Annotated in this window: 22 protein-coding genes and 6 pseudogenes; 11 read left to right on the top strand and 17 right to left on the bottom strand. The window is 36.4% G+C overall.

Annotation, left to right across the window (positions count from 1 at the left end):
* Positions 1–21: 21 nt before the first annotated feature.
* The 9 genes and pseudogenes from HX13_RS00825 to HX13_RS00785 form a co-directional block, all read right to left on the bottom strand.
* A complete protein-coding gene (locus HX13_RS00825; RefSeq protein ID WP_050019566.1) occupies positions 22–1,674 on the bottom strand; it encodes a tetratricopeptide repeat protein in 1,653 nt (550 codons plus the stop codon).
* Between the two features lie 90 nt (positions 1,675–1,764).
* Positions 1,765–2,619, bottom strand: a complete 855-nt coding sequence (locus HX13_RS00820; RefSeq protein ID WP_050019565.1) for a PstS family phosphate ABC transporter substrate-binding protein — start codon at positions 2,617–2,619, stop codon at positions 1,765–1,767.
* 8 nt (positions 2,620–2,627) lie between these two features.
* Positions 2,628–2,825 (bottom strand): DUF308 domain-containing protein, encoded by a 198-nt coding sequence (locus HX13_RS00815; protein ID WP_174441948.1) that lies wholly within the window; start codon positions 2,823–2,825, stop codon positions 2,628–2,630.
* Between the two features lie 75 nt (positions 2,826–2,900).
* Positions 2,901–3,746: an energy transducer TonB gene (locus tag HX13_RS00810; protein WP_050019564.1), complete on the bottom strand. Its 846-nt coding sequence runs from the start codon at positions 3,744–3,746 to the stop codon at positions 2,901–2,903.
* Between the two features lie 29 nt (positions 3,747–3,775).
* Positions 3,776–4,342 (bottom strand): ExbD/TolR family protein, encoded by a 567-nt coding sequence (locus HX13_RS00805; protein ID WP_050019563.1) that lies wholly within the window; start codon positions 4,340–4,342, stop codon positions 3,776–3,778.
* 11 nt (positions 4,343–4,353) lie between these two features.
* The gene (locus tag HX13_RS00800; RefSeq protein ID WP_050019562.1) at positions 4,354–4,962 is read right to left on the bottom strand and encodes an ExbD/TolR family protein; all 609 of its coding nucleotides are present in this window, start codon (positions 4,960–4,962) and stop codon (positions 4,354–4,356) included.
* Positions 4,963–5,023: 61 nt separating this feature from the next.
* Positions 5,024–5,887 carry a MotA/TolQ/ExbB proton channel family protein gene (locus HX13_RS00795; RefSeq protein WP_002976280.1) on the bottom strand — a complete coding sequence of 288 codons (864 nt, stop codon included), beginning with the start codon at positions 5,885–5,887 and terminating at the stop codon, positions 5,024–5,026.
* 240 nt (positions 5,888–6,127) lie between these two features.
* Positions 6,128–8,943, bottom strand: a pseudogene (leuS, locus tag HX13_RS00790) (leucine--tRNA ligase).
* Positions 8,944–9,125: 182 nt separating this feature from the next.
* A complete protein-coding gene (locus HX13_RS00785; protein WP_050019561.1) occupies positions 9,126–9,599 on the bottom strand; it encodes a lipocalin family protein in 474 nt (157 codons plus the stop codon).
* Positions 9,600–9,793: 194 nt separating this feature from the next.
* On the opposite strand from HX13_RS00785, the gene HX13_RS00780 reads away from it, so the two are divergent.
* The 3 genes from HX13_RS00780 to HX13_RS00770 all read left to right on the top strand — a co-directional run bounded on the left by HX13_RS00780 (position 9,794) and on the right by HX13_RS00770 (position 12,180).
* Complete coding sequence (locus tag HX13_RS00780) at positions 9,794–10,675, top strand: acyltransferase family protein (RefSeq protein WP_050019560.1); 882 nt, start codon at positions 9,794–9,796, stop codon at positions 10,673–10,675.
* A gap of 122 nt (positions 10,676–10,797) precedes the next feature.
* Positions 10,798–11,460 (top strand): glycosyltransferase family 2 protein, encoded by a 663-nt coding sequence (locus HX13_RS00775; RefSeq protein ID WP_238554929.1) that lies wholly within the window; start codon positions 10,798–10,800, stop codon positions 11,458–11,460.
* Between the two features lie 93 nt (positions 11,461–11,553).
* Entirely contained in the window at positions 11,554–12,180 is a 627-nt protein-coding gene (locus HX13_RS00770; RefSeq protein WP_050019559.1) for a hypothetical protein, read from the top strand.
* Here the strand turns inward: HX13_RS00770 and HX13_RS00765 are convergent.
* The 6 genes and pseudogenes from HX13_RS00765 to HX13_RS26215 form a co-directional block, all read right to left on the bottom strand.
* Complete coding sequence (locus tag HX13_RS00765) at positions 12,172–13,410, bottom strand: 3-deoxy-D-manno-octulosonic acid transferase (RefSeq protein WP_050019558.1); 1,239 nt, start codon at positions 13,408–13,410, stop codon at positions 12,172–12,174. The two genes, HX13_RS00770 and HX13_RS00765, sit on opposite strands and share 9 nt — an antisense overlap.
* A 5-nt stretch (positions 13,411–13,415) precedes the next feature.
* Complete coding sequence (locus tag HX13_RS00760) at positions 13,416–13,760, bottom strand: cupin domain-containing protein (protein WP_050019557.1); 345 nt, start codon at positions 13,758–13,760, stop codon at positions 13,416–13,418.
* Positions 13,757–14,224, bottom strand: coding sequence for a DUF1648 domain-containing protein (locus HX13_RS00755; protein ID WP_050019556.1), 468 nt, complete (start codon positions 14,222–14,224; stop codon positions 13,757–13,759). Before HX13_RS00755 ends, HX13_RS00760 begins: the two co-directional genes overlap by 4 nt.
* 21 nt (positions 14,225–14,245) lie before the next feature.
* Positions 14,246–14,963: pseudogene (locus HX13_RS00750) on the bottom strand (NlpC/P60 family protein).
* A gap of 89 nt (positions 14,964–15,052) precedes the next feature.
* Positions 15,053–15,702, bottom strand: a pseudogene (locus HX13_RS00745) (O-methyltransferase).
* A gap of 127 nt (positions 15,703–15,829) precedes the next feature.
* A pseudogene (locus HX13_RS26215) lies at positions 15,830–15,979 on the bottom strand (CCPGW family putative bacteriocin); the annotation flags it as partial.
* A gap of 254 nt (positions 15,980–16,233) precedes the next feature.
* Between HX13_RS26215 and HX13_RS22365 the strand changes: the two are divergent.
* Entirely contained in the window at positions 16,234–16,389 is a 156-nt protein-coding gene (locus HX13_RS22365; RefSeq protein WP_156173229.1) for a hypothetical protein, read from the top strand.
* A gap of 56 nt (positions 16,390–16,445) precedes the next feature.
* On the opposite strand, the pseudogene HX13_RS00740 reads toward HX13_RS22365, so the two are convergent.
* Positions 16,446–18,943 (bottom strand): annotated as a pseudogene (locus tag HX13_RS00740) (M1 family metallopeptidase).
* A 201-nt stretch (positions 18,944–19,144) separates the two neighbouring features.
* Positions 19,145–19,958: pseudogene (locus tag HX13_RS00735) on the bottom strand (OmpA family protein).
* Between the two features lie 122 nt (positions 19,959–20,080).
* Between HX13_RS00735 and tilS (HX13_RS25835) the strand changes: the two are divergent.
* From tilS (HX13_RS25835) to HX13_RS00710, 7 genes are all read left to right on the top strand, one after another.
* Positions 20,081–20,665, top strand: a complete 585-nt coding sequence (gene tilS / locus HX13_RS25835) for a tRNA lysidine(34) synthetase TilS (protein WP_316931202.1) — start codon at positions 20,081–20,083, stop codon at positions 20,663–20,665.
* On the top strand, positions 20,610–21,428 hold the full coding sequence (tilS, locus tag HX13_RS25830; RefSeq protein WP_316931201.1) for a tRNA lysidine(34) synthetase TilS: 819 nt from the start codon (positions 20,610–20,612) through the stop codon (positions 21,426–21,428). Before tilS (HX13_RS25835) ends, tilS (HX13_RS25830) begins: the two co-directional genes overlap by 56 nt.
* On the top strand, positions 21,418–21,786 hold the full coding sequence (locus HX13_RS26210) for a hypothetical protein (RefSeq protein WP_410493093.1): 369 nt from the start codon (positions 21,418–21,420) through the stop codon (positions 21,784–21,786). Before tilS (HX13_RS25830) ends, HX13_RS26210 begins: the two co-directional genes overlap by 11 nt.
* 196 nt (positions 21,787–21,982) lie before the next feature.
* Positions 21,983–23,488 (top strand): protein-disulfide reductase DsbD family protein, encoded by a 1,506-nt coding sequence (locus tag HX13_RS00725; protein ID WP_410493092.1) that lies wholly within the window; start codon positions 21,983–21,985, stop codon positions 23,486–23,488.
* A gap of 223 nt (positions 23,489–23,711) precedes the next feature.
* Positions 23,712–24,233 (top strand): biopolymer transporter ExbD, encoded by a 522-nt coding sequence (locus HX13_RS00720; RefSeq protein ID WP_050019555.1) that lies wholly within the window; start codon positions 23,712–23,714, stop codon positions 24,231–24,233.
* Positions 24,234–24,476: 243 nt separating this feature from the next.
* Entirely contained in the window at positions 24,477–25,259 is a 783-nt protein-coding gene (locus HX13_RS00715; protein ID WP_050019554.1) for an alpha/beta fold hydrolase, read from the top strand.
* Between the two features lie 69 nt (positions 25,260–25,328).
* A complete protein-coding gene (locus tag HX13_RS00710) occupies positions 25,329–26,147 on the top strand; it encodes a patatin-like phospholipase family protein (protein ID WP_050019553.1) in 819 nt (272 codons plus the stop codon).
* The last annotated feature ends 46 nt before the right edge of the window (positions 26,148–26,193 follow it).

Raw genomic sequence — 26,193 nt, 5'->3', positions numbered from 1 at the left:
ATTTATAATTTACATTTTAAATTATTTATTGATCGCTGCATTTAGTTTTATAGCATCTTCATAAGTAGGGTCAAGCTGTAATGATTTCGCAACGTATTCTTTAGCTTTAGCTAAGTCAGAATCCTTACTCATATAAGCTACAGCAAAGTAAGCATAAGCAAGAGTTTGCTTGTTAGCTTCCTGATCTGCAGGTTTTACAGTACTGATGAATTTCTCATATGCAATTTTAGCAGCATCATTATTTCCTGCCTGCTGGTAAGAATACCCCTGGCTATAATAAGCAGGTGCCCAATCAGGAAGAAGAGCAGACATTTTTTGCCATGTAAGAATTGCTCCATTCCAGTTTTTTGCATCCTGGTAAGCTGTTGCCAGTTTAAACAATGCGTCAGAATCCTGGCTGTTAGCCTCAACCTGTTTTTTAAGCGCTTCAATAGTAGGGTTAGTAGGTCCTTTATCAGCATCTGACTGAGAAACACCTCCACCCCCTGCGATATTAGCAAGCTCTAAATCCCATTTCATTGTTTCATCTTTCGCAGCTTTTGCAATAGCTACTTTTTGCTGTGCTTCATTTGTCAAAGCTGTTTTCTTGGCAGCATCTGTTTCTGTTTTTGCCAGTCCTGCTGCGATAAGCCCTTGTAAACCTTGGTCAGCAGGCTGTACTCTTGTTTTTTCAGCCTGTGCAACAAAAGTGTCCATATTCTGTTTTGCTTCTGCATAATTTTTATCTGCATAAGCCTGATATGCTCTCAATTTAAACTTGATAGGATCTTCAATTTTATCAAAAATCTTATCCAGTACCGCCTTCGAGTTTACATAATCTTCATTAGTAAAGTATAATTTTGCAATTTCTAATTGAGTATACGGATCTTCGTCAGCATATTTCGTATAGTTGATAAGATCCTGAGTCGCTTTTGCATTCTGCTGATATCTGATATCATAAGAAGCCAAAGCTTTGTAAGCAGGTGCATAGGTAGGATCTACCCCAATTGCCTTATCAATATTTTGCTTGGCTTGTTGCCATTGTTGTGCAGCCATCCACAAAGTTGCCATTCTTGTATAAACGGAAGCTTTGTTCTTAGCTGAAGGTAATGCTTTGTCATAAGCAGACATAGCCTCTCCCGGCATTCTCTTCAGTCTGTAAGCATCTCCTAAAGTATAATAATAGTGGGCAGGAACTCCTTTTTTCTCAGCTTTTTCAATAGCTTTAGTTAAAAATTGAATGGCAAGATCAGGAGAACTGTTTTTCTCAAATAAAGTTAAGGCTTCAGCAGCTCTGAACAATACTTCAGCATCTTTTTCTCTGGAATCTGTTACTACTTTCTGAATTTCAGCGATAGCACTCTTGTCGCCTTTACCTAATTTCACAGCAGCTAAACCAATTTTGTTAAGATAGCTTTTACCGTCAGCAGCTAAGCCCTTATTAAAGTTTTCAGTAGCTTTAGCGTAGTCCGGCTCTCCTTGTCTTAAGAAAGTATTTCCTAAGTAGAAGTAGTTATCAGCAGTAGGTTCTTTAGCAATCATGTCTGCAAAATTGGTTTTCGCCTGAGCAAACTTATCGCTGTCTATACTGTTAATACCATCCTGCAAAGTTTGTGCAGAGGTAAAAGCGGAAAAAAATACTACGGCTGCTCCAAAAGCAATCTTCTTTACATTCATATTCATTATATCTTTCATTTTATATTTTCTAATAATTGAGTTATATCCTCCACAATTTTCAGACCAAAACACTATTTTCGTGTGGGGTAAATTTGAGTTTAATATTTTTTAACGCATTTGCACCTCTCTCTTATACAGGTTATAAGGTTGCAGCCCTTCTTTTTGAACAATTTTTTGCCCTAAATGGGTACATGAGAATCTGATAAACCCGTTGGCAATATTAAAATTACCTTCATTAATAAGGAAATAAAGAACTCTTGTGAAGGGGTATTTCATTGTACGAAGTCCCTCAAAATCTGCTGTATATGATATCCCTTTATCTACTACCGGAAGGACTTTAACCATTTCCCTCAGTTTTTCTGAAGTTTTATCGTAGGGCCTGCTAAATGTATTAAGCCCGATAACTCCTATTTTATCCGGATATTTTCCCAATTCTTCTATGATCTTCTGATTACCGGGAATAATGGAAAATTTCAGGTCTTTTGGTTGCTTTTTCAGCTTTTCAGCGACAAAATTCAGATTACTGGAATTGGTTCCGTCAAAAATAAATTCTTTTTTATCTGATATAAGCCCCGCATTGATTTCATCTATAGAAATACTTTCTTTAGGAGAATCCTTAGGTACTACAAATACTACAGCATCAGCTGCAAATTTTGCCGGAAGAAACTTCAGGTCAGTTCTTTCATTATAGGTTTTGATTTCCTCAGGGGTAAGGTTTCTAGACATTACAACCACCTTTGCCTTTCCGTTCAGTAAATCAAGAAATCCCAGATCTTCTTTCCTGGTAGCCACTTTTATACGGGTTTCCGGATAGTTGATCATATAACCGTCAGCTAATGCTTCTGTAACGCTTTGAAAAGATTCGTCAGTAAAAATTGTAAGATCACCTTTATTATAAGAGGGAGATTTCTCTTCCTTTTTGCAGCCTGTGAGTATGATACTCAGTATAAAAAACGACTGCAATCTTAAAACTATTTTTCATTTCTCGATTTTTTGATTCTTGAAATTGCCCTATAGATTCTGAATACTCCATAAATAACCAATACAGCTCCTAATGCGTAGGCAACAGCAGGCTCGAGGATGGTAAAAAAGAATTTATAGACAATAACTACAATTCCTAAAACGATATAAAACAATCCCGTAACGAGGGATAACCAATTGAACATCATGTAACAAAAATACCAAAAAAAATAAAAAGAGAAGCATATGCTTCTCTTTTTATTTATATTTTGAATAAATAAGTCTTATTCAAAGTTCATTGTGAACGGTACGCTATAGTAAGATCTAACGCTCTCCCCGTTTCTTTTCGCAGGAGTCCATTTTTTAAGTTTCTTCACTACACGCACTGCTTCATTGTTGAAGTCGCTATTTGGAGATTTCTCCTCAATAGTAACCCCGGAAACAGTTCCGTCTTTTTCTACAACGAACTTAAGCTTAGCTTTAAGGGTACCTTCGCCTCCTTCCATTAGAGAAGTATCAAAGTTATCTCCTAAGAATTTTCTTAATGCCCCCATACCTCCAGGATATTCTGCAGACTGGTCTACATCTTTATAGATTTCATTAGGATTATTGCTTGGCTTTACTTCCACAGTAGATGCCTTGGTACCAGTAGATGGTGGTGGCGGCGGTGGTGTATAAGCCGGAGCTTTTACCCCCTCCTGATTCTGTAAACCAGTTGTAGTTTCCAACTGCTTAGAAATCGGTGGTGGCGGAGTTTCAATTTTCGGAGCTTTTACAGGCTCAGGAACTACGTTCTGAATCACCTCAATTTTCTCCTCTTCTTTTGGTGGTGGAGGTGGTGGAGGTGGTTCTTCTTCTTTAGGCTGCTCGATAATCGGTTCTTCTTCGATAATATCTACAAGATCTGCCTTTACTTCCTGCTTAGGCGGCGCTGTAAGATTTTTGATCGTAAGATAGATGAACGGAGACAAAGCTGCCAAAAGGAATAAAGCTGTTCCGATAATAAATGACTTTGTTAAAAGTCTCGGATACTGATGTCTAAGATCATAGGCACCATATTCCTTGTTTCTATTTTCAAATACAATCTCGTCTAAAGTAAGATTCTGACCGTATACATTTTCATCTGCCATAGATTAGATATAACAATTTTATGGTTAAATTACTTTGTAGCAGCCGGCGCAGCAGCACCACCCACTTTCTTTTCATAAACAGCTTTCTCCCAAGGCTTCACATCGGTAACACCGTATTGTTCACTCTTAGTAATTGCCATTTCGTCAAGAATATCAACAAAGTTCTTATATACAGCATCGTCAGTTGGCTTAATGATCACGGTAAATTTCGCTTGATCTGCAGCTCTAGATTTTGCCTGCTGAATTACTTTTCTAATTCCTTCTCTATCAAGAGTAGTTTCCATAAGAGTCTGGTCATTCAAAGATGTGGCATCTTGCTGGTGCCAGAAAACTCTGTTGTCTTTTCCTAATAAGATAGAAATAGAGTTAGAAAGTTTAATTTCTGTTGGAGGAGGTTTCGGCTGATCCTTTTTAGGTTTAGCCGGAAGACCTAGGTCCATAACATTCGGTTTACTGAATGTAGTTGTGAACATAAAGAAGGTAATCAATAGAAAACCCAAGTCCACCATCGGAGTCATATCGACTCTCGTACTTTGCTTCTTGGAACGGACCTTGCCGCCCTTGCCGCCTTTTTCTTGTACTTGTACTTCTGCCATTTCTATCGATATTATTCGTTAGGTTTACCTTCTTGTGATGTAATCAACCAGAATTTAAGAAAATCAATATCTCTTAAACCTTCAAATAAACTTTTAACTTTAGGGTATTGAGTGGTAACGTCACCTTTAATGGCCAACTTGTAGTCAGGGTTAACGCTCAAACTTTCTTTTACCCAGTCAATTAACTGTTTATTTGTACTGTCCATAGGAATACCTGTAGGACTCTTATAATTTTTCTGCTCATCTTCAGACATATCCAAATACCCCTTAAGCTGGTTCATTGGAACTCCAATTGCCTGAACTTTCTGAAATGCAGCCTTTTGATTGTTATCAAAAGTAATACCATACTTTTGTCCCATTTTATCCAAAAGAGCAACTCTTTCTGATGCATTTTCTACTGGCTGGAAATAGAATTTTCCGTCCGGAGTAGCATTGATAGTCATTAAACTAGCATCAGGAAGCAATTTTTCCGAAATTGAAGATGGCGGTTTGATCTGCTCCACGTCAGGTTTTTTAAACTGAGTGGTCAAGATAAAGAACGTAAGGAGTAGGAACGCAACGTCACACATTGCAGTCATGTCCGTAATTACTCCATGTCTTTTTGGTTTGACTCTCGCCATTATTATAAAATATTTTTAATTAAACTTCTTTTAATTGCTAATGCAAATTTCCTGCTAATTCTTAGTTGAATTCAGCGAAAGATTGTTGGATACTCATAGAGATCTCATCGATCTTATAAGTTAATCCGTCAATTTTAGAAGTAAAGAAGTTATAAAGGATAATAGCGATTGCTGAAGTACCAATACCTAAAGCCGTGTTGATCAAGGCTTCAGAGATACCTGTAGATAGAGCAGCTGCATCCGGAGTACCACCTCCTGAACCTAATGCGAAGAACGCTTTGATCATCCCGATTACCGTTCCAAGTAGTGCTACTAACGTTGCAACTGTACCTAAAGTAGAAAGGATCATCATGTTTTTCTCAAGCATTGGCATCTCAAGAGTTGTAGCTTCTTCGATAGCTTTGTTAAGAGCTACCATTTTCTGCTCCTTATTTAGTGTAGTATCGTGAGCAAGTGCTTTATAAGTAGTAAGACCTTCTTTTACTACGTTACCTACAGAACCTTGCTGTCTGTCGCACTCTTCGATAGCTTCGTCAATTTTGTTTTGGTTTAGTAAGCTTCTTACCTGTACAACGAAGTTGTCTAAGTTTCCTTTTCCAGCAGCTTTACCAAGAACGAAATATCTTTCAAAAGAGAAAACGATTACTGTAATCATAAAAGTAATCAAGATTGGTACGATTACTCCTCCTTTGTAGATAATCCCTAAAAACGATTCTGGGTGAATGTCTTTTCCTTCAACACTTGAAAAGGCTACAGATCCACTTCCAAGTTTATCTGCATCTTTAAAGTTTCCTGGGCTACCAAGAACGAATAAATAAATACATACTCCTATAGCAAATAGAATAGGAATAATAACAGCTGGATTTAAACCTCCTGCCTTTCTAGCAACTACTTGCTCATCATTTTTTGAAACATTCATTTCCATATTTAACTAAATTATATTGTTTTAAAATTTTACAGGGTGTAAATTAAAGGCAAAATTAATTAAAATGCAAGAGTCTTAATTAAACATTTTGCTTTTTTTTGATAAAGAAATTTTAATTCGATTTCGATCTAATAATTATTTTAAAATATTTTATGTATTTTTCCCAAATTTAACATTTGACTTAAAAAATTAAAAAAATTAGACCTTCATTTTTTTTAATTTGCCAATGTTAATTTTTTTTTAAATTACGATATTCACAATACGGTGAGGGACTACAATGATTTTTTTAGGGGTTTTTCCCTCCAAAATCTGTTGCATTTTCTCGCTTGAAATCACCAAATCTTCTACCTCCTTAGCAGAAAATTGAGCTGAAAGGGAAATTTTGAACTTCATTTTACCATTTACGCTTACCGGATATTCAATTTCGTCCTCAACCAGATAATCCTCATTCAATACCGGGAATTGTTCAAATTCTATCGATTCGTTATGCCCTAATAAATTCCAAAGTTCTTCACAAATGTGAGGAGCATATGGAGAGATGATAACGGCTAACGGCTCTAAAATATTGCGCTTGTTACATTTTAATTTCTGAAGCTCATTCACAGCGATCATAAATGATGATACCGAAGTATTGAATGAAAAGTTTTCAATATCATAAACGACCTTCTTTATTAGGGTATGCAATACTTTATATTCTGCTTTTGTAGGTTCTTCTTCAGAAATTTCAAATACATCTCCGTTGAAGTACAGGTTCCAGAATTTTTTAAGGAAACCATATACTCCGCTAAGTCCCTGTGTATTCCAGGGCTTGGATTGTTCCAATGGTCCTAAGAACATTTCGTATAGCCTCAATCCGTCTGCTCCGTATTCTTCACAGATATCATCAGGATTTACCACATTGTATTTGGACTTGGACATTTTTTCTACTTCACGGTCTGTGATGTATTTTCCATCTTCCAGAATAAATTCTGCATCTGCATAGTCTGGTCTCCAGGCTTTAAAGGCTTCAGTATCCAACTCATCAGAAGTTCCTTTTAATAAGGATACATCCACATGAATCTGCTGGGTCTGATATTCACCGGCTAAATTTTTAGATACATATTGATTAGTCCCGTCAATTCTGTAAACAAATGCGCTCATCCCTAAAATCATCCCCTGGTTGATTAGTTTCTGGAAGGGCTCATCGTGACTGATATATCCTCTGTCTTTTAAGAACATATTCCAGAAACGGGAATATAGCAGGTGACCGGTGGCATGCTCGCTACCTCCTATATAGAGATCTACCTGTCCCCAATAATCTGCCAGCTCTTTTTTAACGAAAGCTTCTTCATCGTTCGGGTCCATATATCTAAGGAAATACCATGAGCTTCCTGCCCACCCCGGCATGGTAGATAATTCCAGCGGGAAAACAGTTTTATCATCTATTAAGCCGGTATCTACAACCTTTTGATTTACCTCATCCCAGGCAAATGTTTTAGCATTTCCCAGTGGCGGATCACCATCTTCTGTTGGTAAATATTTTTCAACTTCAGGAAGTTCCAGCGGCAAAGCAGAAACCGGCAACGTGTACGGCATTCCTTCCTTATAATATATAGGAACCGGTTCTCCCCAATAACGTTGTCTTGAGAAAATCGCATCACGCTGTCTGTAGTTGGTAGTTCCGTGGCCTATTCCTTTGTTTTCAATTTCGGAAATTATTTTTGCCTTGGCATCACTATAATTCAACCCGTTCAGGAAATCAGAGTTTACACAAACGGAATCTTTAGAATCAAAAGATTTTTCCTGCACGTCTTCTTCCGTTTCTACGACTTTTTTAATGTCAAGGTTAAATTTCTTTGCAAAACGGTGGTCACGCTCATCATGGGCAGGGACAGCCATTACCGCTCCTGTTCCATATCCCATCAATACATAATCTGAGATATAAACCGGCATTTTTTCTCCGCTGAACGGATTGATTGCATAGCTTCCTGTGAAAGCTCCGCTCACGTTTTTTCACATCAGCCATCCGGTCTCTTTCCGTTTTCTTGGAAGTTTCTTCTATATAAGCGTCTACTTCTGCTTTCTGAGCATCTGTAGTAATGATATCCACTAAAGGATTTTCCGGTGCCAATACCATAAAGGTTGCTCCAAAGATTGTGTCAGGTCTTGTGGTAAAAACCTCAACGGTTTCGTCATGCCCATCTACCTGGAACTGAACCTGCGCACCCTGGGATTTTCCGATCCAGTATTCCTGGGAGTCCTTCAACGGCTGTGGCCAGTCTAATGTAGAAAGTCCCTGCAATAATCTTTCGGAATAGGCAGAGATTCTCATGCTCCACTGCATCATTTTCTTCTGAAATACCGGAAACCCTCCTCTTTCAGATTTTCCGTCTTTTACTTCATCGTTTGCCAAAACCGTTCCTAGGGCAGGACACCAGTTTACAGTAGTTTCTGCTCTGTAAGCAAGACGATAGTTTAATAAGATATCTTCTTTATCAAGATCCGAAGCATTTTTCCATTCTTCTGCAGTGAAATTCAGCTCATCGTTCTGGTTGGCATTTAATCCTTCTGTTCCTTTTTCTTCAAAATGTCTGATCAGGGTATCAATCGCTTCTGCCTTATCGGTATTTTTATTATACCAGGAATGATACAACTGGATAAAGATCCATTGTGTCCATTTGTAATACGAAGCATCTGAAGTTCTTACTTCCCTGCTCCAGTCGAACGAAAATCCGATTTTCCTTAATTGTTCTTCGTATCGGTTAATATTTTGTTCTGTAGTAATGGCAGGATGCTGTCCGGTCTGGATGGCATACTGCTCAGCAGGAAGTCCGAAGCTGTCATATCCTACCGGATGGAGGACATTAAACCCCTGATGTCTTTTATACCTTGCATAAATGTCCGACGCTATATATCCCAGCGGGTGACCTACGTGAAGCCCTGCTCCGGATGGGTACGGAAACATATCGAGTACATAAAATTTAGGTTTATCTGTGTTGTTGGAGGTTTTATAGGTTTGATTATCCTCCCAATACTTCTGCCACTTTTTTTTCTATCTGCTGATGATCGTAAAACACTTTATATATAGATTGTTATATGTTAGACTTTTAATATTGTTCTCTCTTTTAAAACAAGGTTCACAAAAATAATGATTTTAAAAGAAATGGAAATTTTAATTTATGATGAATTCTTATTTACTATTTAATAAAAAAATCTCATCCGGGGATGAGACTAATTTTTATATCCTGAAGTATACTGATTACTGAGGAATTCTCTTGAAAGTATACGTCCTTGTTTTGAATACAGTCGGATCCTGGGTCTCTTCTCTTACTGCCAGGTTGAGGGTTGTAGCATCCAGGGTAATCACTTTTGCATTTACCGGTTCTACGATACCCTGATATTTCATTTGTACAGACTTTCCGCCTTTATCATAAATATAGGTAAAGTTTTTATCAGGTAAAGGATTACATTGTCCGGCAACGGTTCCCTCTTCAACCTCAGATTTTTTCCCGGAAGCATCTGCATTGAACCTCCATCTGGATTGTTTCTGGCATTCCGTATAGGTAATCAGGTCGGAAACGGGATCTTCACCTGTTTCCACTGTAGTAACAACTTCTTTCAACGGTTGCCAGACTCCTACAAGAGGGGCTTCCATGACATCATCATTACTACTGGTACATCCGGTAGCCACAAATAATGATAAACCTGCAAATAGTAATGTTAATTTCTTCATAGATCAATTTTTTCAAGGGCTAAAATTATAATTTTTTTGATTTATAACACTATTTTTTGTGAAAAATTATTCCATCAACCTTTATTTATATATTTTTTAAAATACCCGGGGAGCATTTTGCTCCTATTTAACAAATATGAACAGGATAAAAACCCTCTGTTTTATTAAAAAAGTTATTTTTGTAGAAAAAACAAATGCAGGATATAACGAAAAACAATTTTGACTTCATCCGTGTTCTCCTTGCTTTCATTGTCTTTGTAGGACATTTGGGAGCATTAAGCCAAGCAGACCAGCTCCATTTTCTAACTTATAGCCCTGTGGAAGTCGCCGTTTTCTCGTTTTTTATCGTCAGTGGTTTTCTTATTGCCAGAAGCTATGAGCGATCCTCAAGTTTAAAAAGCTATGCAAAAAAGAGATTTAACCGGATTGTTCCTGCTTATTTACTGGTTGTGTTTCTCTGCACCACACTCTTGAGTTTGGTAAGCACTTTATCTTTCTCTGAATATTTCAGCAATACACAGGTTTACAAATACTGGTTCTGGAATTCCCTTTTCCTGAATTTTAAAGCACCGTGGCTGCCTGGAGTGTTCGGCAACCAGGCTGTAAATGGTGCATTATGGACCCTCAAAATAGAAATGTGCTTTTATATTGCGGTTCCATTCATGTTCTTATTATTCGGAAAGAAAAACAAATACAGAAATACCAGTCTTATTGTATTGTATTTTCTATCCTTATTATTCCTTAATTATTTTGAAATGACCGGCAGGACTGCCATCTCAAGGCAATTACCCGGATCATTATGTTATTTTATCGGGGGAATGCTTCTGTATTTTAATTTTGATAAATTTATTCAACATAAGCATGGTCTTTTTATAATTGCCATACTGACGGTGTGGATTGATCTTATTCTTAAAATAAAGCTATTTTCTCCGATGATGATCAGTATTATCGTTTTATATATTGCTTATTCATTCAGGTTTCTCAATAACTTTGGAAAATACGGTGACTTTACGTATGGAATTTATATTTTCCATTTCCCTATAATCCGTATATTCCAGACATTAGGATTTTTTTGAGGATTACAATCCGTATGTAATGAGCTTTATATGTATGTTTACGGTAATCGGGGTGGGAATTGCTTCCTGGCATTTTTATGAAAAAAAGATTTTTATAATTTTGAATATATTTTAGAACGCAAATGAAAGACCTCGTCTCCATCATCACTCCGTGTTATAATTCTGCAGAATTTATTGAGGAAACTATACATTCTGTCCTGAACCAGACCTATGAAAACTGGGAATGGCTGATTACCGATGACCTCTCCAAGGACAATACGGTTGAGATCATCAGAAGGTATAATGACCCAAGAATAAAGCTCCATGTACTGAAGCAAAACGGAGGCGCCGGGAATGCAAGAAACAAAAGCCTGGAAAGGGCTCAGGGAAGATATATTGCCTTCCTTGATTCTGACGACTACTGGTATCCGGAATACCTTGAAACCATGACAGCCTATATGCATGAACATCATGCAGAACTTGTGTATTGCAATTATTCAAGGTGCAATGAGCAACTGCAGCCTGTTTTGAAGGATTTCCTGGCTGATAAAGTGGTTACGTTTTCTAATCTTTTGAAGACCTGCCGGCTGGCACCTGTATCTACCATGTATGATACGAAACGGGTAGGAAAATTTTTATTTCCGGTAAAAAGCAAACGTGAGGATCATGTGATGTGGCTCAATTTATTAAAAGCAATTCCCGAGGGTATGCCTATAAACAAAACAATGGCAAAATACAGAATGCGTGAAAACAGTGTCTCCAGAAAGAAAAAAAAATATCATCAGGGATCAATACCTGGTTTATAAAGATTTCATGGGGTTTTCTACTCTAAAATCGCTGTATTATACTGCGAATTGGGCAATGAACGGATTCCTTAAATATTCTAAAATTTTCAATTAATGGAGTATTCAAAAGAATTTAAAGCTGCATTGAGTGCCTTTTCGGATGCAGAAAAAGACAAACTTATTTTCAGACTTCTTAAAAAGGATAAATTATTGTCAAAAAAGCTGTATTTCGAACTTATCGATCCGGAAACTACCGATGATAAGCGGAATACAATGGAGGAAAATGTAGAGGAAAAAGTACATCTGGCTTCAAAATATATCGGAAATGCCAAATACTTCCTCAGCGTTATCCGAAAAATCAGTGCAGAGATTACCGAACATATCAAAATAACAACGGATAAATTCGGGGAAGTTTCTCTTAATCTTTTGCTGATCAGTAAAATTCTGGAATACAATGCAGACCTCAGCAGACAAAGGTTTGACAATGTTTACAAATTATACATTTATATCATCAACAAGGTTTTCAGATCCCTGATTTTAATTAAGAAGCTGGATGAAGACTACTGGATGGAATTTGATGAATATCTGAAAGATATCCGGGAGAAAATACTCCAGAATCATTATATGCAGAAACTCTGCATCAATAACGGGCTGGATTTCAATTGGCTGGAAAGTGAAAGAATTCCCGACAATATTGATGTCATTATGAAGGAAATCAAAAGCCAGGGATTTTTACGATAAAATCTTTTGAAGAATCATTTCCGTAGAATCCGGCTTTTCATCTACAAAAGTTTGTGCATTCTGAGACATCCGCTCCAGTTCTTCTTTATTTTCTTCATTGGTAAGAAATAAAACAAATTCAGCTGCAGTATGCTCTTCCTGAAAAGCTTTTCCACCCTCCGCAGCAATAAGGCCGTCTGCTTCCGGATTTTTTTTATAATGGTTGCCAAATACCACAGGAACTCCAAATGTTGCAGCCTCCAGAATATTATGCAGCCCGGCATCATGGAAACCTCCTCCTACTACTGCTACATCGGCATATGAGTAGAGCTTTGAGAGTAAACCTATACTATCGATAATCAAAACCTGAGCGTTGTAAGCTGATGGCTGGCTGTTTCCTGTTTCGCTATACAATAATGCATCCGGAAAAATATTTTTTAAATGTTCTACCCTCTTCAGATCATGAGGTGCTATAATCATTTTGATGGCCCGATTTTTTCTGAAGATCATTTCTGCTATTTTTTCTTCTGCCTGCCATGAGCTGCCGAATACAACCGATTTATGATTACCAATAAAATCTGAAATAAAGTCAACGTGATTATTGCGTGCTCTGAGCTGTTTCACTCTATCAAATCTTGTGTCTCCTGTTACGGAGGACTGCAGAAGGCCTACACTTTTAGCAAGAGCCATCGAGAAGTGGGTTTGATGGAAGAACCAGTCTACATTTCTTTTCAGCTGTTTAACAAACCATTTTCCATATGAAGTGAAGAAAGACTGTCTTTCGTAGAATAAAGCAGAAATTACGTACACAGGCACATTCCGGCTTTTAAGCTCAGCAAGAAGGTTATACCAGTAGTCATATTTCACCGTAAAAAATAGTTTAACGTTAAGCTGCTCCGTAAACCCGTTTATAATATTTTTTTTATCAAAAGGCAAATAGCAGATCTCATCGGCAATGTGTTTCTTTTTAATAACATTTTCGTAGCCTGATGGGGAGAAAAATGTGATCAGAATCTTATGATCCGGAAGTTTCTCTTTCAGTTTTTCCAATACAGGAAGCCCTTGTTCGTATTCCCCTAAACTGGCGGCATGCATCCATATGACCTTATCGGATTTTGAGAAAGTTCTTTTCACCTTATGTAAAGATTCTTTTCTGCCCTCAACTCCTTTTTTAGTTTTGGCATTAAACAGGGAAAAGGCTTTCATTCCGAAAATGAGAAGACTAATAAATATGTTATAGAGAAAAGCCATTTTGATTATTTTTCGATTACAAACCTGTCCTGATGGGTAGAAGGGCTTGATATTACTAAGAATTCTATTTCTTCCGTTGTTTCGTTAGAGATAAAATGTGTTATCCCTGGTCCAATGGAAATGGATTCACCTTGACGGACTATATATTTTTCTTCATTGACATACAATACGGCCTCTCCTTTCAGAATATAAAAAAACTGTGTGGCTGTTTTGTGGTAATGCAATTTTTCTGAAGTTCCTCCGGGCATTATCTCCTGTTTAACTGACAGGTCCTGTGAGTCTTTCAGTATCCAGCTGTCACACTTATCTCCCCAGGTATAGTGTTCCGAATTATTTTTAGAATGTATCATTTAAAGAAATGGGTGATCAAAAGAATAGCTGGTACAAATCCAATAGCGCATAAAATAACTGTCAGCATAGAAATTCTGGGCTTTGCATTTTCATCAAAAGCATATCTGAACATATAATCCTGATTGTTCAAAAAAAGTATCATAATCAGTGTGAATAAAGTCCTTAACACAACTTTCATAATCAGATATTGGGCATTTTCATTCTGGGCCGTAATTTCCACTGGAAAATTAGCTTCTTCAGGGTGTCTGGTGATATACGCAAATAAAGCGAACATCAATATCGCAAAAACCGGCATTAAAAAAGAATAAGCTTTGTTGCCAAACCTGTCCGCTTTACCATCCATATCGAAATGAACAGGTATTCTCTGAGGTAAATTGTTATAGTGTTTAAAAGTGAGCCACCATAAAAAAATAACCAGTCCAAAATTAAAAACATCAAAAATTATGAATAAAACATTTTCCATTTCAGAAGGTATTCAGATGAATTATAAAACGCTTTTAATGACTCTCAGTTTATGGGTATGCTTATTCATTTCCTTATTGAATATTCCCGTAGAATCAAGAATATCAATACGCACTTTTCCTGAAGCATGAATAATTTTCTGGTTTTCCAGCATAATTCCCACATGGATAATTCTTCCTTCCTCGTTTTCAAAGAAAGCCAGGTCTCCGGGTTGTGTTTCTTCAACAAAAGTAAGGGGCTCCCCTACTTCGGCCTGCTGATAAGTGTCTCTGGGAAGTTTAACATTATGAATTTTATAGACCAATTGGGTAAATCCAGAACAGTCTACCGCAAAAAAGCTTTTCCCTCCCCATAAGTAAGGTACGTTCAGGAATTCTCTTGCCGTAAGCGCAATACTTTCACGTATATCATGGCTCCTTCTTGATGCCACAACAGGAAATTCTACTTCAGATCCCATTGATAATAAGGTCTTCCCGTCATTCATCAATACAGATGCAAAATCTTCTGTTACAACTGTTACTTTCCTTCCGGCAAGTTCTTCATCTGTTACCGGCCTGATCTGTTTGGTATCCATCCATCCTTCATAGCCATCATAGTGCATTTTTTATTTTTGTCCAGTTTTTACTGACTTCTAAAATATCTGCACTTTCCCCAAACAATATTTCTGTAACAATTTCAGCCTTGTCAGAATTTTCTGCGCGCACCGGTGCTACTGTAACAGTACAAATTCCTTTATTCATTTTATTCTTTTAGAAATTAGGAAAATTAAGAGATTTAGATTTAGGAATTACATTATCGCTTTATTCCTAAATCTCTTAATCTTTTATTATTACTTCCTTCGAAGGAAGTTTACTCCATCACGCAAAGGTAAAATAAGATTTTCAAAATCTTCATCTTTTGCAGCCAAATCATTCAATTCCTGAATAGATTGGGTAGACTTCAGCCTGGGGTTTTCTTCCAATACTTTTCCATACCACAAAACATTATCAAACAAAATCACAGATCCGGATTGTGTTCTTGGTTTAATCAACCTGAAATAGTCTGCGTAATTTTCTTTATCAGCATCTACAAAAATGAGATCAAAAACTTCATCGGTTTCTTTTAAAAATTCTTTGGCATCCTGAAGTTTAAAATCAATCTGGCCGGCATACTCGCTGGATTCAAAATATTTTTTTGGCAGATAGGCCAGATCTTCATTCACATCCAGGGTGGTAATTTTCCCGTCCTTTGCAAGTCCTGCTGCCAGACACAAAGTGGCATACCCTGTAAATGTTCCTATTTCCAAAACGTTTTTTGGGCTGCATCATCTGGGAAATGATTGTCAGTAACCTCCCTTGCTGATATCCTGAGATCATATGGGGCTGCGTCGTTTTTTTGATAAGTTTCCCTTCTTAGCTTTTTCAGGATTTCGGATTCCGTGGATGCGTGTGCTTCCAAATATCGATCCATTTCAGGATTCTTTTCTTCAAAAAAACTCATACCATTCTTAATTTAAACAAATTTAAGGATTTTAAAACTTTTGAATCACTCCTCTAATAACAAGATATAAAAAAGAGGGAATTAATCCCTCTCTTTCCTAGATCTATACTTTGAAACAAAAAAATCATTATATAGCTATACAATAGCGCCCTTTTGAAGGACATGCCCATCCCGGACAGCAATCACTGCTTCTTTGACAGATTATTTGTGGATTACATTCCGTAGCGGCTCCCTGTACATTTTTCATTTCTCCTCTTGAGAGTTTTTTTTGAATTTTTCATAATTATTTGATTTAGCATTATCTCCTACTCTTTAAGATTTTCGGATTACTCTTATTATTCTCGATTAAGAGACTTAAATATACACATTTCTAAAATACAAACAATTGATTTTCAAAGCAAAATACATTAACAAAATCAGGACCGGGAAAACACCTATTAAAAAAACCGGGAAAATACGGATGTTTTTATGAAATATTACTCCTATCTTTGTGACATAGAAAACGGGTAAAAACACTAAGAGAAACAAAAAATGATGGCAGAAGAAAAACAAACTAACCATGGGAATCAAAAAATCGTCTTGCAAAAAAGTAAAACGAAAACTTCTGCTCAAAAAACCAAAGCTGGAATATCCAATTCACTTTTGAAAAGAATTATTTCATTATTGAAAAAAGAAGAATTAATCTGATTAAAAAAATAAATCCCGAATTTCTTCGGGATTTGTTTTTAGAATACCTCAAAAAGCTATTTATATTTCGTCATTATTTGTTTCAATACCGCAATCTGTTTACTAATGTTCCCCTGATTTTGTGGCTTGTTATTTAAAAGTTCATTCTTTTTATTTAATCCTGCTTCCAATGCAGTATAAATTTCCTTTTTAATTTCAGCATCTTTTGTCAGTTCATTTTTTTCCTGATTTAAAACATTGGCAATTCCCTTTGTTGCAGCTAAATCATCAGACTCCATAATTCTGTTGAATCCTTCTTCTGCAAATTTTCCCAATACCGGATTACGTAGTTTTACCAATGGATAAAGAGCCACAATGGAGACAGTATATTGCATTTGAGAATCTATTTTGTTCTCAATAACAATGGGAAACATTTTAACAACCATATCCCTAGAGGCTTGTGAAAGATCTATTTTATTAGCCAGAGCTTTGGCTTTTGAAGGATCTGTAGCCATGATAGCAAGAAATGAATTAGCTTTTACCGAGTGGGACACCGCATCTATTCCTTTTTCGAATAGTGGCAGGTATTTTTTATTTTTGGTCTTAGACAGAGCAGAAATGGCCGCTGCCTGCACTAACGTTTTTGAATCCTCAGCAGCTATCTTTTCAACATCCGCAATCAGATATTTATTTTGCTTCGCGTCTGTAAGATCCAATAATTCCAAGGCCTTAATTCTGATTCTAAAGAAAGGATCTTTCAAAGCTGCGGATAACAATTTAACAGATGCTGGATTATTCAAATCCTCCTTAATACCTACCAATGCTTTATAACGGCTTAAAAACTCTTTGGAATGAGTAAACTGAATCAGATTTTGTTCAGCCGTTTTTTTTATCTGTAATTTCAGAAAGCAATACTCCATCAGCGTTAATATTAATCAAATCAGGCTTTGTGGAAACATTAAAATTAAGCCTATTTTTTGCCTGAGCCTTTACCCATACATTATACCGTACCGGCTTTCCATTATCATAAACGTCTATTGCCAAAGGAAATTCAAAAGGGTTTTCCTGTGATTGGTCAATCATCACTTCTACTTGTTTTTTAACAGGTTCAAAAGTATATGAATATTGTAATTTAGGATTTCCACTCCCATAATACCATTGATTAAAGAACCAATTCAGATCTTTTCCGGATATTTTTTCAAATGATAATCTTAATTGCTGAACCTCTGCATTTTTATACTCATAGGTTTTTAGAAAATCACTTATCCCGGCAAAAAAGGCATCATCCCCCAAATAGTTTCTCAGCATATGAAGAATTCCGCCTCCTTTTTCATAGGATACTACATCAAAAGTATCTTCAGGGGAATCATAACTAAATCTCACAAGATCTTTTTTTAAAGTTCGAAGGACTATTAATATATTTATTGACATTAGATAATAAATGATAATCCGCCTGGTCTTTCCCATATTTATATTCATTCCAGAGATATTGGGAATAATTTGCAAATGACTCGTTCAGGGTAAGATTACTCCAGCTCTCTGCAGTTACCAGATCCCCGAACCAATGATGGAACAACTCATGAGCAATATATTCTTCCCATTTATTTTCATCAATTAATTGTCCTGGCTTCTGCATTACCCCCATATTATGAATAGTAGCAGTCGTATTTTCCATAGCTACACTTGGATAGTCTCTTCCGGTAATCTGTGAATATTTGGGCCAGGGATAATCATAATTTAGCTTCTTAGAGAAAAATTCCATCATTTCAGGGGTATTTCCGTAGATCTGTCTGGCATAAGGCTCATATTCCTTTTCTATATAATAATCTATCGGAACATTCCTCCATTTATCCTTTACTACACTATATTCTCCTACCCCCATAAAGAAAAGATATACTGCATGCCTTTTCTCCATTACCCAATGATCCGTTCTCATATTACCAGGTTCTTTTTGAGACTCTTTTAAAATACCATTAGAAAGGGTAATATATTTGTCTGGAACGGTCATATAAATTTCCTGGGTAGTTTTTTGATTAGGCTTATCTATCGTTGGAAACCATACTGATGAGAATTCAGATTCACCATCTGTCCAGATCTGAATAGGCTTATCAGGATCTTTACCATCTGCGTTAATGAAATAAAGTCCTTTTGCCGGACTTCCCTGCTCTTCTACTACATTAGGTCGGGAAGTATATTTTATATAAACCGTATAATCCTGGTTTTGGCGATATGTTCTATCAAGATTGATCCTAAGAATATTGTCACTGTAGTGGTACTTTAATAGAATACGGCTTCCTTCCCTATCCATTGCTACCTCATGAATCAACATACCTTTCGCATCCAGTATCAATGAATCTGATGGATAAAAATAGGGAGATGCTGTGAGCCACTCTTCTCCGTTCATCTGTTCCTTCTGATAGTCAAAATTAACTTTCAGTTTCGTATGCTTCAGTTCAGTACTTTTTGTATGAGTAGCTTTATATATTTTTTCTCTCCCGGAAGTCTCAGTTTGTGCAAAAGCCTTTCCAGATAAAGAGAAAACTAATAAACTTACCGATAGAATAATTTTTTTCATATAACTATTATTTATTTTTAAATGCAAATACAGGATAGGCGGTGGTACTCTTCTTTTTCAACAATACTTCATTGACTCTCAAAAGACTATATCGATTTTATTTTCAATAAGTTGAATAATTTATTGAAAAGTTACATCTAAAAATAGCACAATTCATTACATAAAAAAAAGATCCCGATTTTCGGGATCTTCTGTACTGTATTATTCAGTAATTATTTTTTTAGGAGCAATATCCATCAGTTTCATAAATTCATCCAGCTTAGGCATAATGATGATCTCCGTTCTTCTGTTTTCCGCTCTTCCGGATACACTCATATTAGTTGCTTTCGGATTATATTCTGAACGCCCTCCTGCAGTAATCCTCGCAGGGTCTACTCCAAATTGGGTCTGAAGCACCTTAGCTACCGAAGTTCCTCTTAATGCAGAAAGATCCCAGTTGTCTCTTGGAAGATTTGGGGAATTCAACGGAGCATTATCTGTGTTACCTTCAATCAATACTGAGTATTTATCATAGTCATTGATCACTTTGGCTACTTTACCCAGTACCTCCTGAGCGGCAGGTAGAATATTATAATCTCCTGTTTTGTATAACATTTTATCAGAAAGGGAGATCATTACTACTCCTTTCAATACTTTCACCTGTACATCTTCATCAGATACATTATCTAAAGATCTCTTCAGCTTGTTAGACAATGCGAGGTTCAGACTATCGTTTTTAGCATTGCTTGAAATCAGCTGTTTGATATATGAATTGGAAGCGTTGATTTCTCCCACCAGTTTTATCAATGTTAGCAGAACTTTTTCCTGTATTGGATAAACATGCATCCAGGGATGATTTTAAAGCATCATGCTGACTTTTCAGTAAATTATTTTCACCGGTCAATGCAGAATTCTGAGATTTCAAATCCTGAATTTCTCTTTGTCTTTCCCCGATATTTTCAATACACTGCTTATAGTTTGTGCTCAAAGCATCATATTGCTTCTTACTGACACAAGATGTCATTCCCAGCGCCATTGCAGAAACTGCTAAAATTTTTTAAAATCTTCATAAGTAATCATTTTTTAGACTACTCAAAGTTATGGAAATTCAATTGAATTATATGGGTTATCTTTGCATAAAAGAAATTCTCAACATATATGTTGAAAAAATTAAGCTTTAGAAATCAATTAGAAAATCTCATTCACCAGCCTGAGAAACAAACATACCTTTTAGCGGTGAGCGGAGGGGCAGACTCTATGGTTTTAGCCTCATTATTTCAGGGTTTAAGAATTGACAGCCGGGGTACGGAATATGATTTTCAGATAGCTCATATCAATTATAAACTCCGGGATAAAGATTCTGACCTGGACCAGAAAGTAGTTCAGGATTTTTGTGAGAAAAATCATGTAAAATTTCACCTGTATGAAGTTTCCGGAAAAGATCAGAAGCCGAAAAATTCTATCCAGTTATGGGCAAGGGAGCTCCGTTATCGTTTTTTTAAAGAAATTCAGCAAAAGGAAAAACTGAAATATCTTGTTACTGCCCATCATCTTAATGACCAGTTGGAAACATTTCTTATTAATCTTTCAAAGGCTTCGGGAATTAAAGGATTAAGCGGTATTCCTTCCCGTGATCATCATATTCTTCGCCCGCTTTTAAATTTCTCTAAGGAAGAAATCTATCAGTTTGCCGGAGAGCACGGGATTGAATTCAGGGAAGATCTTTCCAATAAAAAAAAATGATTACTTAAGAAACAAGATCAGAAACGAAATTGTTCCGAAATTATTGGAAACCAATGATCACTTCCTTGATAACTTTAAAAAAAGCTCCTCTTACCTGAATCAGACCAAAGATTTTGTTCAAAAGCAGATTCAGTATATTGAAAATAACCTCACCGTATTTAACCAAAGCCATAAAATTCTATCAAAAGAAAAACTGGATCAGGAAAGCGATTTTGTGAAGTTTGAGATTCTGAAAAAATACGGATTTAATCAGGAAGAAGAAATCCCTAAAATTTTTAAGGCAGGAAACAACAGTTCTTTTTTTTCCAAAGAATACCGATTGATTGTTAACCGGAATGAATTAATATTGGTTGACAGGACCCAGAATCAGGAAACTCAAACAGAAATTCTTCTAATGGATCATTTTGATTTTTCAGAACATCAGATCAATATGAATATCGGTACTATAGAAAATATTGAAGAAATCAATAAAAGTTTTGAATGGTATTTTGATGCTAAAAAACTTCACTTTCCACTGTATTTAAGAAAACAGCAGGATGGAGATGAATTTTATCCGTCTGGTTTTTCGGGGAAAAAGAAAGTTTCTAAGTTTTTTAGGGACGAAAAATTATCTATTTTAGCGAAGCAAAAAATTTGGATACTGACTGACAGCCACAATTCCGTACTTGGAGTATTGCCTCTCAGACAAGATAAAAGATATGCAAGGAATGAGAAAACAAAATGGAGTCTCAAAATTTTTAATGAAACAAAAAATGAAATTTAGAAATTGGTTTTTATTAATTCTACTCTTTTTAGCAACAGGAATTAATGCACAGATAAAAAACCCTGTTAAGTTTAAGTTCACCATTAACGATCTGGGGAATAACCAGTATGAAGCAGTTTTAAATGCCACCATGGAGAGTGGATGGCATATTTACTCTAAGGATCTTCCTGAAGACACAGGGATTCCCACCGAGTATAAAGTTTCAGGAAAAAATATTGAGCTGATCGGAAAATTTACTGAAGTAGGTAAAAAGCATGAAGAATTTTCGGAGGCTTTCGGAGGAACTATCGTTTACTATTCCAATACAGCGGGCTTCAAACAGAAATTCAAATTAAAAAGACCCGGCAAAACCGGCTGACGTTACTTCTGAGATTACTTATCAGACTTGTGATGACAGGGTTTGTCTTGCTCCCAATACGTTAGAATTCAATCAAAAGGTTACTCCAAAAGGAGCTACTGAAGAGGTTGCTCCTGAAGAAACCGAAGTTGCTGTAAAAGATTCAGCGAAAATAGTTGAAACCATTACAGAAAATCCGGCAAAACAAGAAGTTACAGTGGCTGAAACTTCAACACTGGATCCTAAACAGCTTAAAATTGAAACGATTGATTTCAAAAATCCATTAACGGATTGCGGAACAGCGTCAACAAAAGTGGATGAAAATTACTGGACTTATCTATTTCTGGGCTTCATCGGAGGTTTGATTGCTTTGCTGACACCTTGCGTTTTTCCTATGATCCCGTTAACGGTTTCCTTCTTTACAAAAGGAAATAAAAATAAAGCCAAAGGAAAGAGAGATGCCCTTATCTATGGCTTTTTTATCCTGCTTATCTTTGTACTGTTAAGTATTCCTTTCCATGTTATTGATGGGATTGCAGGAAACATCTTCAATGAGATTTCCACAAGTGTGTGGCTGAATATTGCCTTCTTTATCATATTCATTTTCTTTGCCGGAAGTTTCTTCGGGTATTATGATATTACTTTACCAAGCTCAATTGCCAATAAATCTTCTAAAGCTGAAGAAGCGGGCGGTATTATCGGTATTTTCTTCATGGCATTGACGTTGGTAATCGTTTCATTCTCCTGTACAGGGCCTATCCTGGGAAGCTTATTAGGAAGTGCCGTTACCGGATCTTCAAATGTGCCTATGCTATTGACATTTGCCCTGGCAGGATTCGGGTTAGCATGGGCTATTGTTTTTGGATTACTGGCATTATTCCCACAGGCATTACAAAGCCTTCCGAAATCAGGAGGATGGATGAATACTGTGAAAGTAGTTCTGGGCTTTGTAGAACTGGCACTGGCATTAAAATTCTTATCGAAAGCGGATCTGGTATCGAAAACCTTCTTCCTGAAAAGGGAACTTTTCATCGCGATCTGGATCATTATTGCCTTAGGATTGGCTTTATATTTATTTGGATTAATCAGATTCCCTCACGACGACAAAAAACCTAAAATTTCTATTACAAGAAAAATCCTTGGAGTTTTAGGATTTGGTTTTGTCATTTATCTGGTTCAGGGATTAATTCCTTCCGACCGTCCTAAGCTTCAATTGCTGAGTGGAATTCTTCCTCCGTTAAATGTGAGCTACTTCCATGACGAAAAGGATGGTATTTTAGGAATGCACCCGGAACATGATTTCTTTAAAGCCATTGAAATTGCCAAAAAAGAAAATAAACCAATCCTTATTGACTTTACCGGATACGGTTGTGAAAACTGCCGGAAAATGGAAGAATTTGTATGGAGTGAGGCAGATATCTTACCTATCCTTCAAAATGATGTGGTTTTAGCTTCTCTATATGTAGATGACAAAGAAGAGCTTCCTGAGGATCAAAAAACTAAAATTGACCTTGGAGACGGACAGATTAAAAAAGTAAAAACAATAGGAGACAGATGGAGCTTATTCCAGCAGGTTAATTTTAATAATAATTCACAGCCTCACTATGTTTTGATCACCCCTGACGGCAAAGTAATCAATACTCCTGTTTCAGGATATATGCCAAAAGAAGACTTTAAGAAGTTTTTGGAGTGTGGAGTCAATTATTTCAAGAAAAACAAATAGTGTTTGTTTTAAAATATTACAAGATATTACAGGCCTTATCAACGCATTGATAAGGCTTTTTTAATGCATTGATTTAACAGTATTTAATTATTTCTTATTAAAGAAACACAAAAATAATTAACACTCTTTCATTTTAGGTACGAACTTTGTATCGATTTCTCAAAACTACGATCGGGTTTTTAAATTTTCATTCAATACCGTTTAACATTTTAAAGCATTAATTATGGCTGAAGTAATCGCACAAGAAAAACAAGGCGGCAAACAGAAGAAAAAAATGATCAGGGTAGACATGACTCCCATGGTAGACTTAGGTTTTTTACTCATCACCTTCTTTATGTTTACAACCAATTTTACAAAACCCAATGTAATGGATCTGGGGCTTCCGGCAAAAACCCCTGAAAGCAGGCTTCCAAAAGAAGTGATCGACTATAGAAATCAGGTAACTTTCATTCTCGGAAAAGATAACAGGGTATTTTATCACCAGAGCAATGCAACAGATTTAAGTACAGGCAACCTGAAAGAAACTGATTTTAGCGGAATAAAAATTTCTAAAATTATTGATGAAGCCTATAAAAATGCACCAAAACCACAGAACTTTACGGTCATTATCAAACCAACAGATGAGGCCAACTATAAAAATTTTGTGGATATGCTGGACAACCTTGCCATTGCTAAAAAAGAACGCTATGGAATTGCAGACATCAAACCCTGGGAAACCAAAGTTTATAAAGAGTTAGTTCAATAACCAAAGGCTGTCTCACTTGTTGAGATAGCTTTTTTTATGCTCATTCAAATATAATTGTATTAAAACGTTTTGGTAAATCCAACACACGCTTAAATCCGGACTCGACAACCTGCAAGGCTTTTTCCCACCTTATGTTGTTGGCTATTTAAACACTTATTCTTTTTTGTTTAAATTTGAATAGAATTCATCGGCAGCCGGTCTGCTGTTTTAGTCTTATTGTTAACTTCTATACATATTGAAATCATGCTGAATTTTGAAAGAAAAGGAAACGGAAAAGAAACATTGGTTTTACTCCACGGATTTATGGAAAATCTATCTATCTGGAGTGATATGGAGCCTCATCTTTCCAAAGATTTTTCTCTTCTGAAAATAGATCTTCCCGGTCATGGGCAATCTGAAATTTTAGGAGAGATACACACCATGGAACTCATGGCTGAAGAAGTTAAGAAAGTTATTGATCATCTTCATCTGGAGAGGGTCCACTTATTGGGACATTCCATGGGAGGATACACTTCACTTGCTTTTGCAGAAAAATATCCTGAGACATTAAAGAGTCTTACTTTATTCTTTTCTACTTATTTTGCAGATGATGAAGAAAAAAAGCAACAGCGCATCAAAAGCTACAGGATCATCAAGGATGCATTCGCTCATTATGCAAGAGCAGGAATTCCCAATCTCTTCAATCCTAATGAAAGAGACATTCTGGAAGGAAAGATTGAAACCGCCCTTGAAACAGCTCTTTCTACCAATAATATGGGAGCATTGGCCTGCGTAAAAGGAATGGTAGAAAGATCCGATAAAAAACACATTATGGAAAACCTGGAAGCTAAAATTCTGGTATTGGCCGGTAAACATGACAGTGCGGTAAAAACAGGACCTATGATTAAAAATCTTCCGGACAGAACCAATATAAAGTCTTATATCCTGGACTGCGGACACAACGGGCATTGGGAAAAACCTGGTATTTGTGCTGAAATCATCAATACCGAACTTCTTCACAATCTTCCTAAAAAATTTGTTTTATAGAAGCTACACTGATAGCACCAGCTCATATGTATCAAAAATTCCTGTATATTAGTAAGAGATAATTTCAAAATGGGTTTATTCTCTTTCAAAAAAAAGAAGCCAACAGTAATCGGACTTACTCTTTCCGGAGGGGGAATGCGGGGCATTGCCCATATTGCTGTCCTGAAAGCCCTGGAAGAATATAACCTGAAGCCTCATATCATCTCGGGAACAAGTGCAGGCTCTATTATTGGCGCTTTTTATTCTTTTGGAAAAACCCCCGATGAGATGATGGACATTGTAAGGTCAACTTCTTTCTTCTCACGCTCTGCCCTGAAATTATCCAAAAACGGAATCTTCAGCTCCAACTTCATTTTAAAATTATTTAAGGACTATTTTCCTGAAGATAATTTCAGTATTCTGAAAATCCCGGTGTATGTTACGGCTACGGAAATGACTCACGGCATTGTTGATTTTTTCTCTGAAGGAGAGCTTTTCACACCATTACTGGCGTCATCAAGCGTTCCTTTTATTCTTCCACCCGTAAGAATTGGTGAAAAAATCTATGTGGATGGCGGTGTCTTGGATAACTTACCCATTGAGCCTATTATAGATCAATGTGACTTCCTAATAGCTTCCCATGTAAACTCCATAAGCTATGATGAACTGAAGAAGATGAGTCTCATGAAGGAATTCGACAGGATTCTTCACTTAGCTATTGCAAAATCTGTATATTCCAAGGTAAAACACTGCGATATATTTTTAGATCCTCCGAAAATGACGAAATTCAGCCTTTTCAATAAGAAATATATGGATGAAATGTTTCAACAGGTGTATGAGTATACTTGTGAAGAGCTCGAGCTCAAAGGATATCATAAAGATTTAAAACCCGGTGAGCATAAAGCTTAAAGAATCACTCGTTAGCAAATTCCCTCAAAAGCAATCTGTTACCTAC

This window comes from Chryseobacterium sp. P1-3, from assembly GCF_000738495.1.
Lineage (GTDB): Bacteria > Bacteroidota > Bacteroidia > Flavobacteriales > Weeksellaceae > Chryseobacterium > Chryseobacterium gallinarum.
This window is presented reverse-complemented; position numbering and strand designations above follow the sequence as displayed.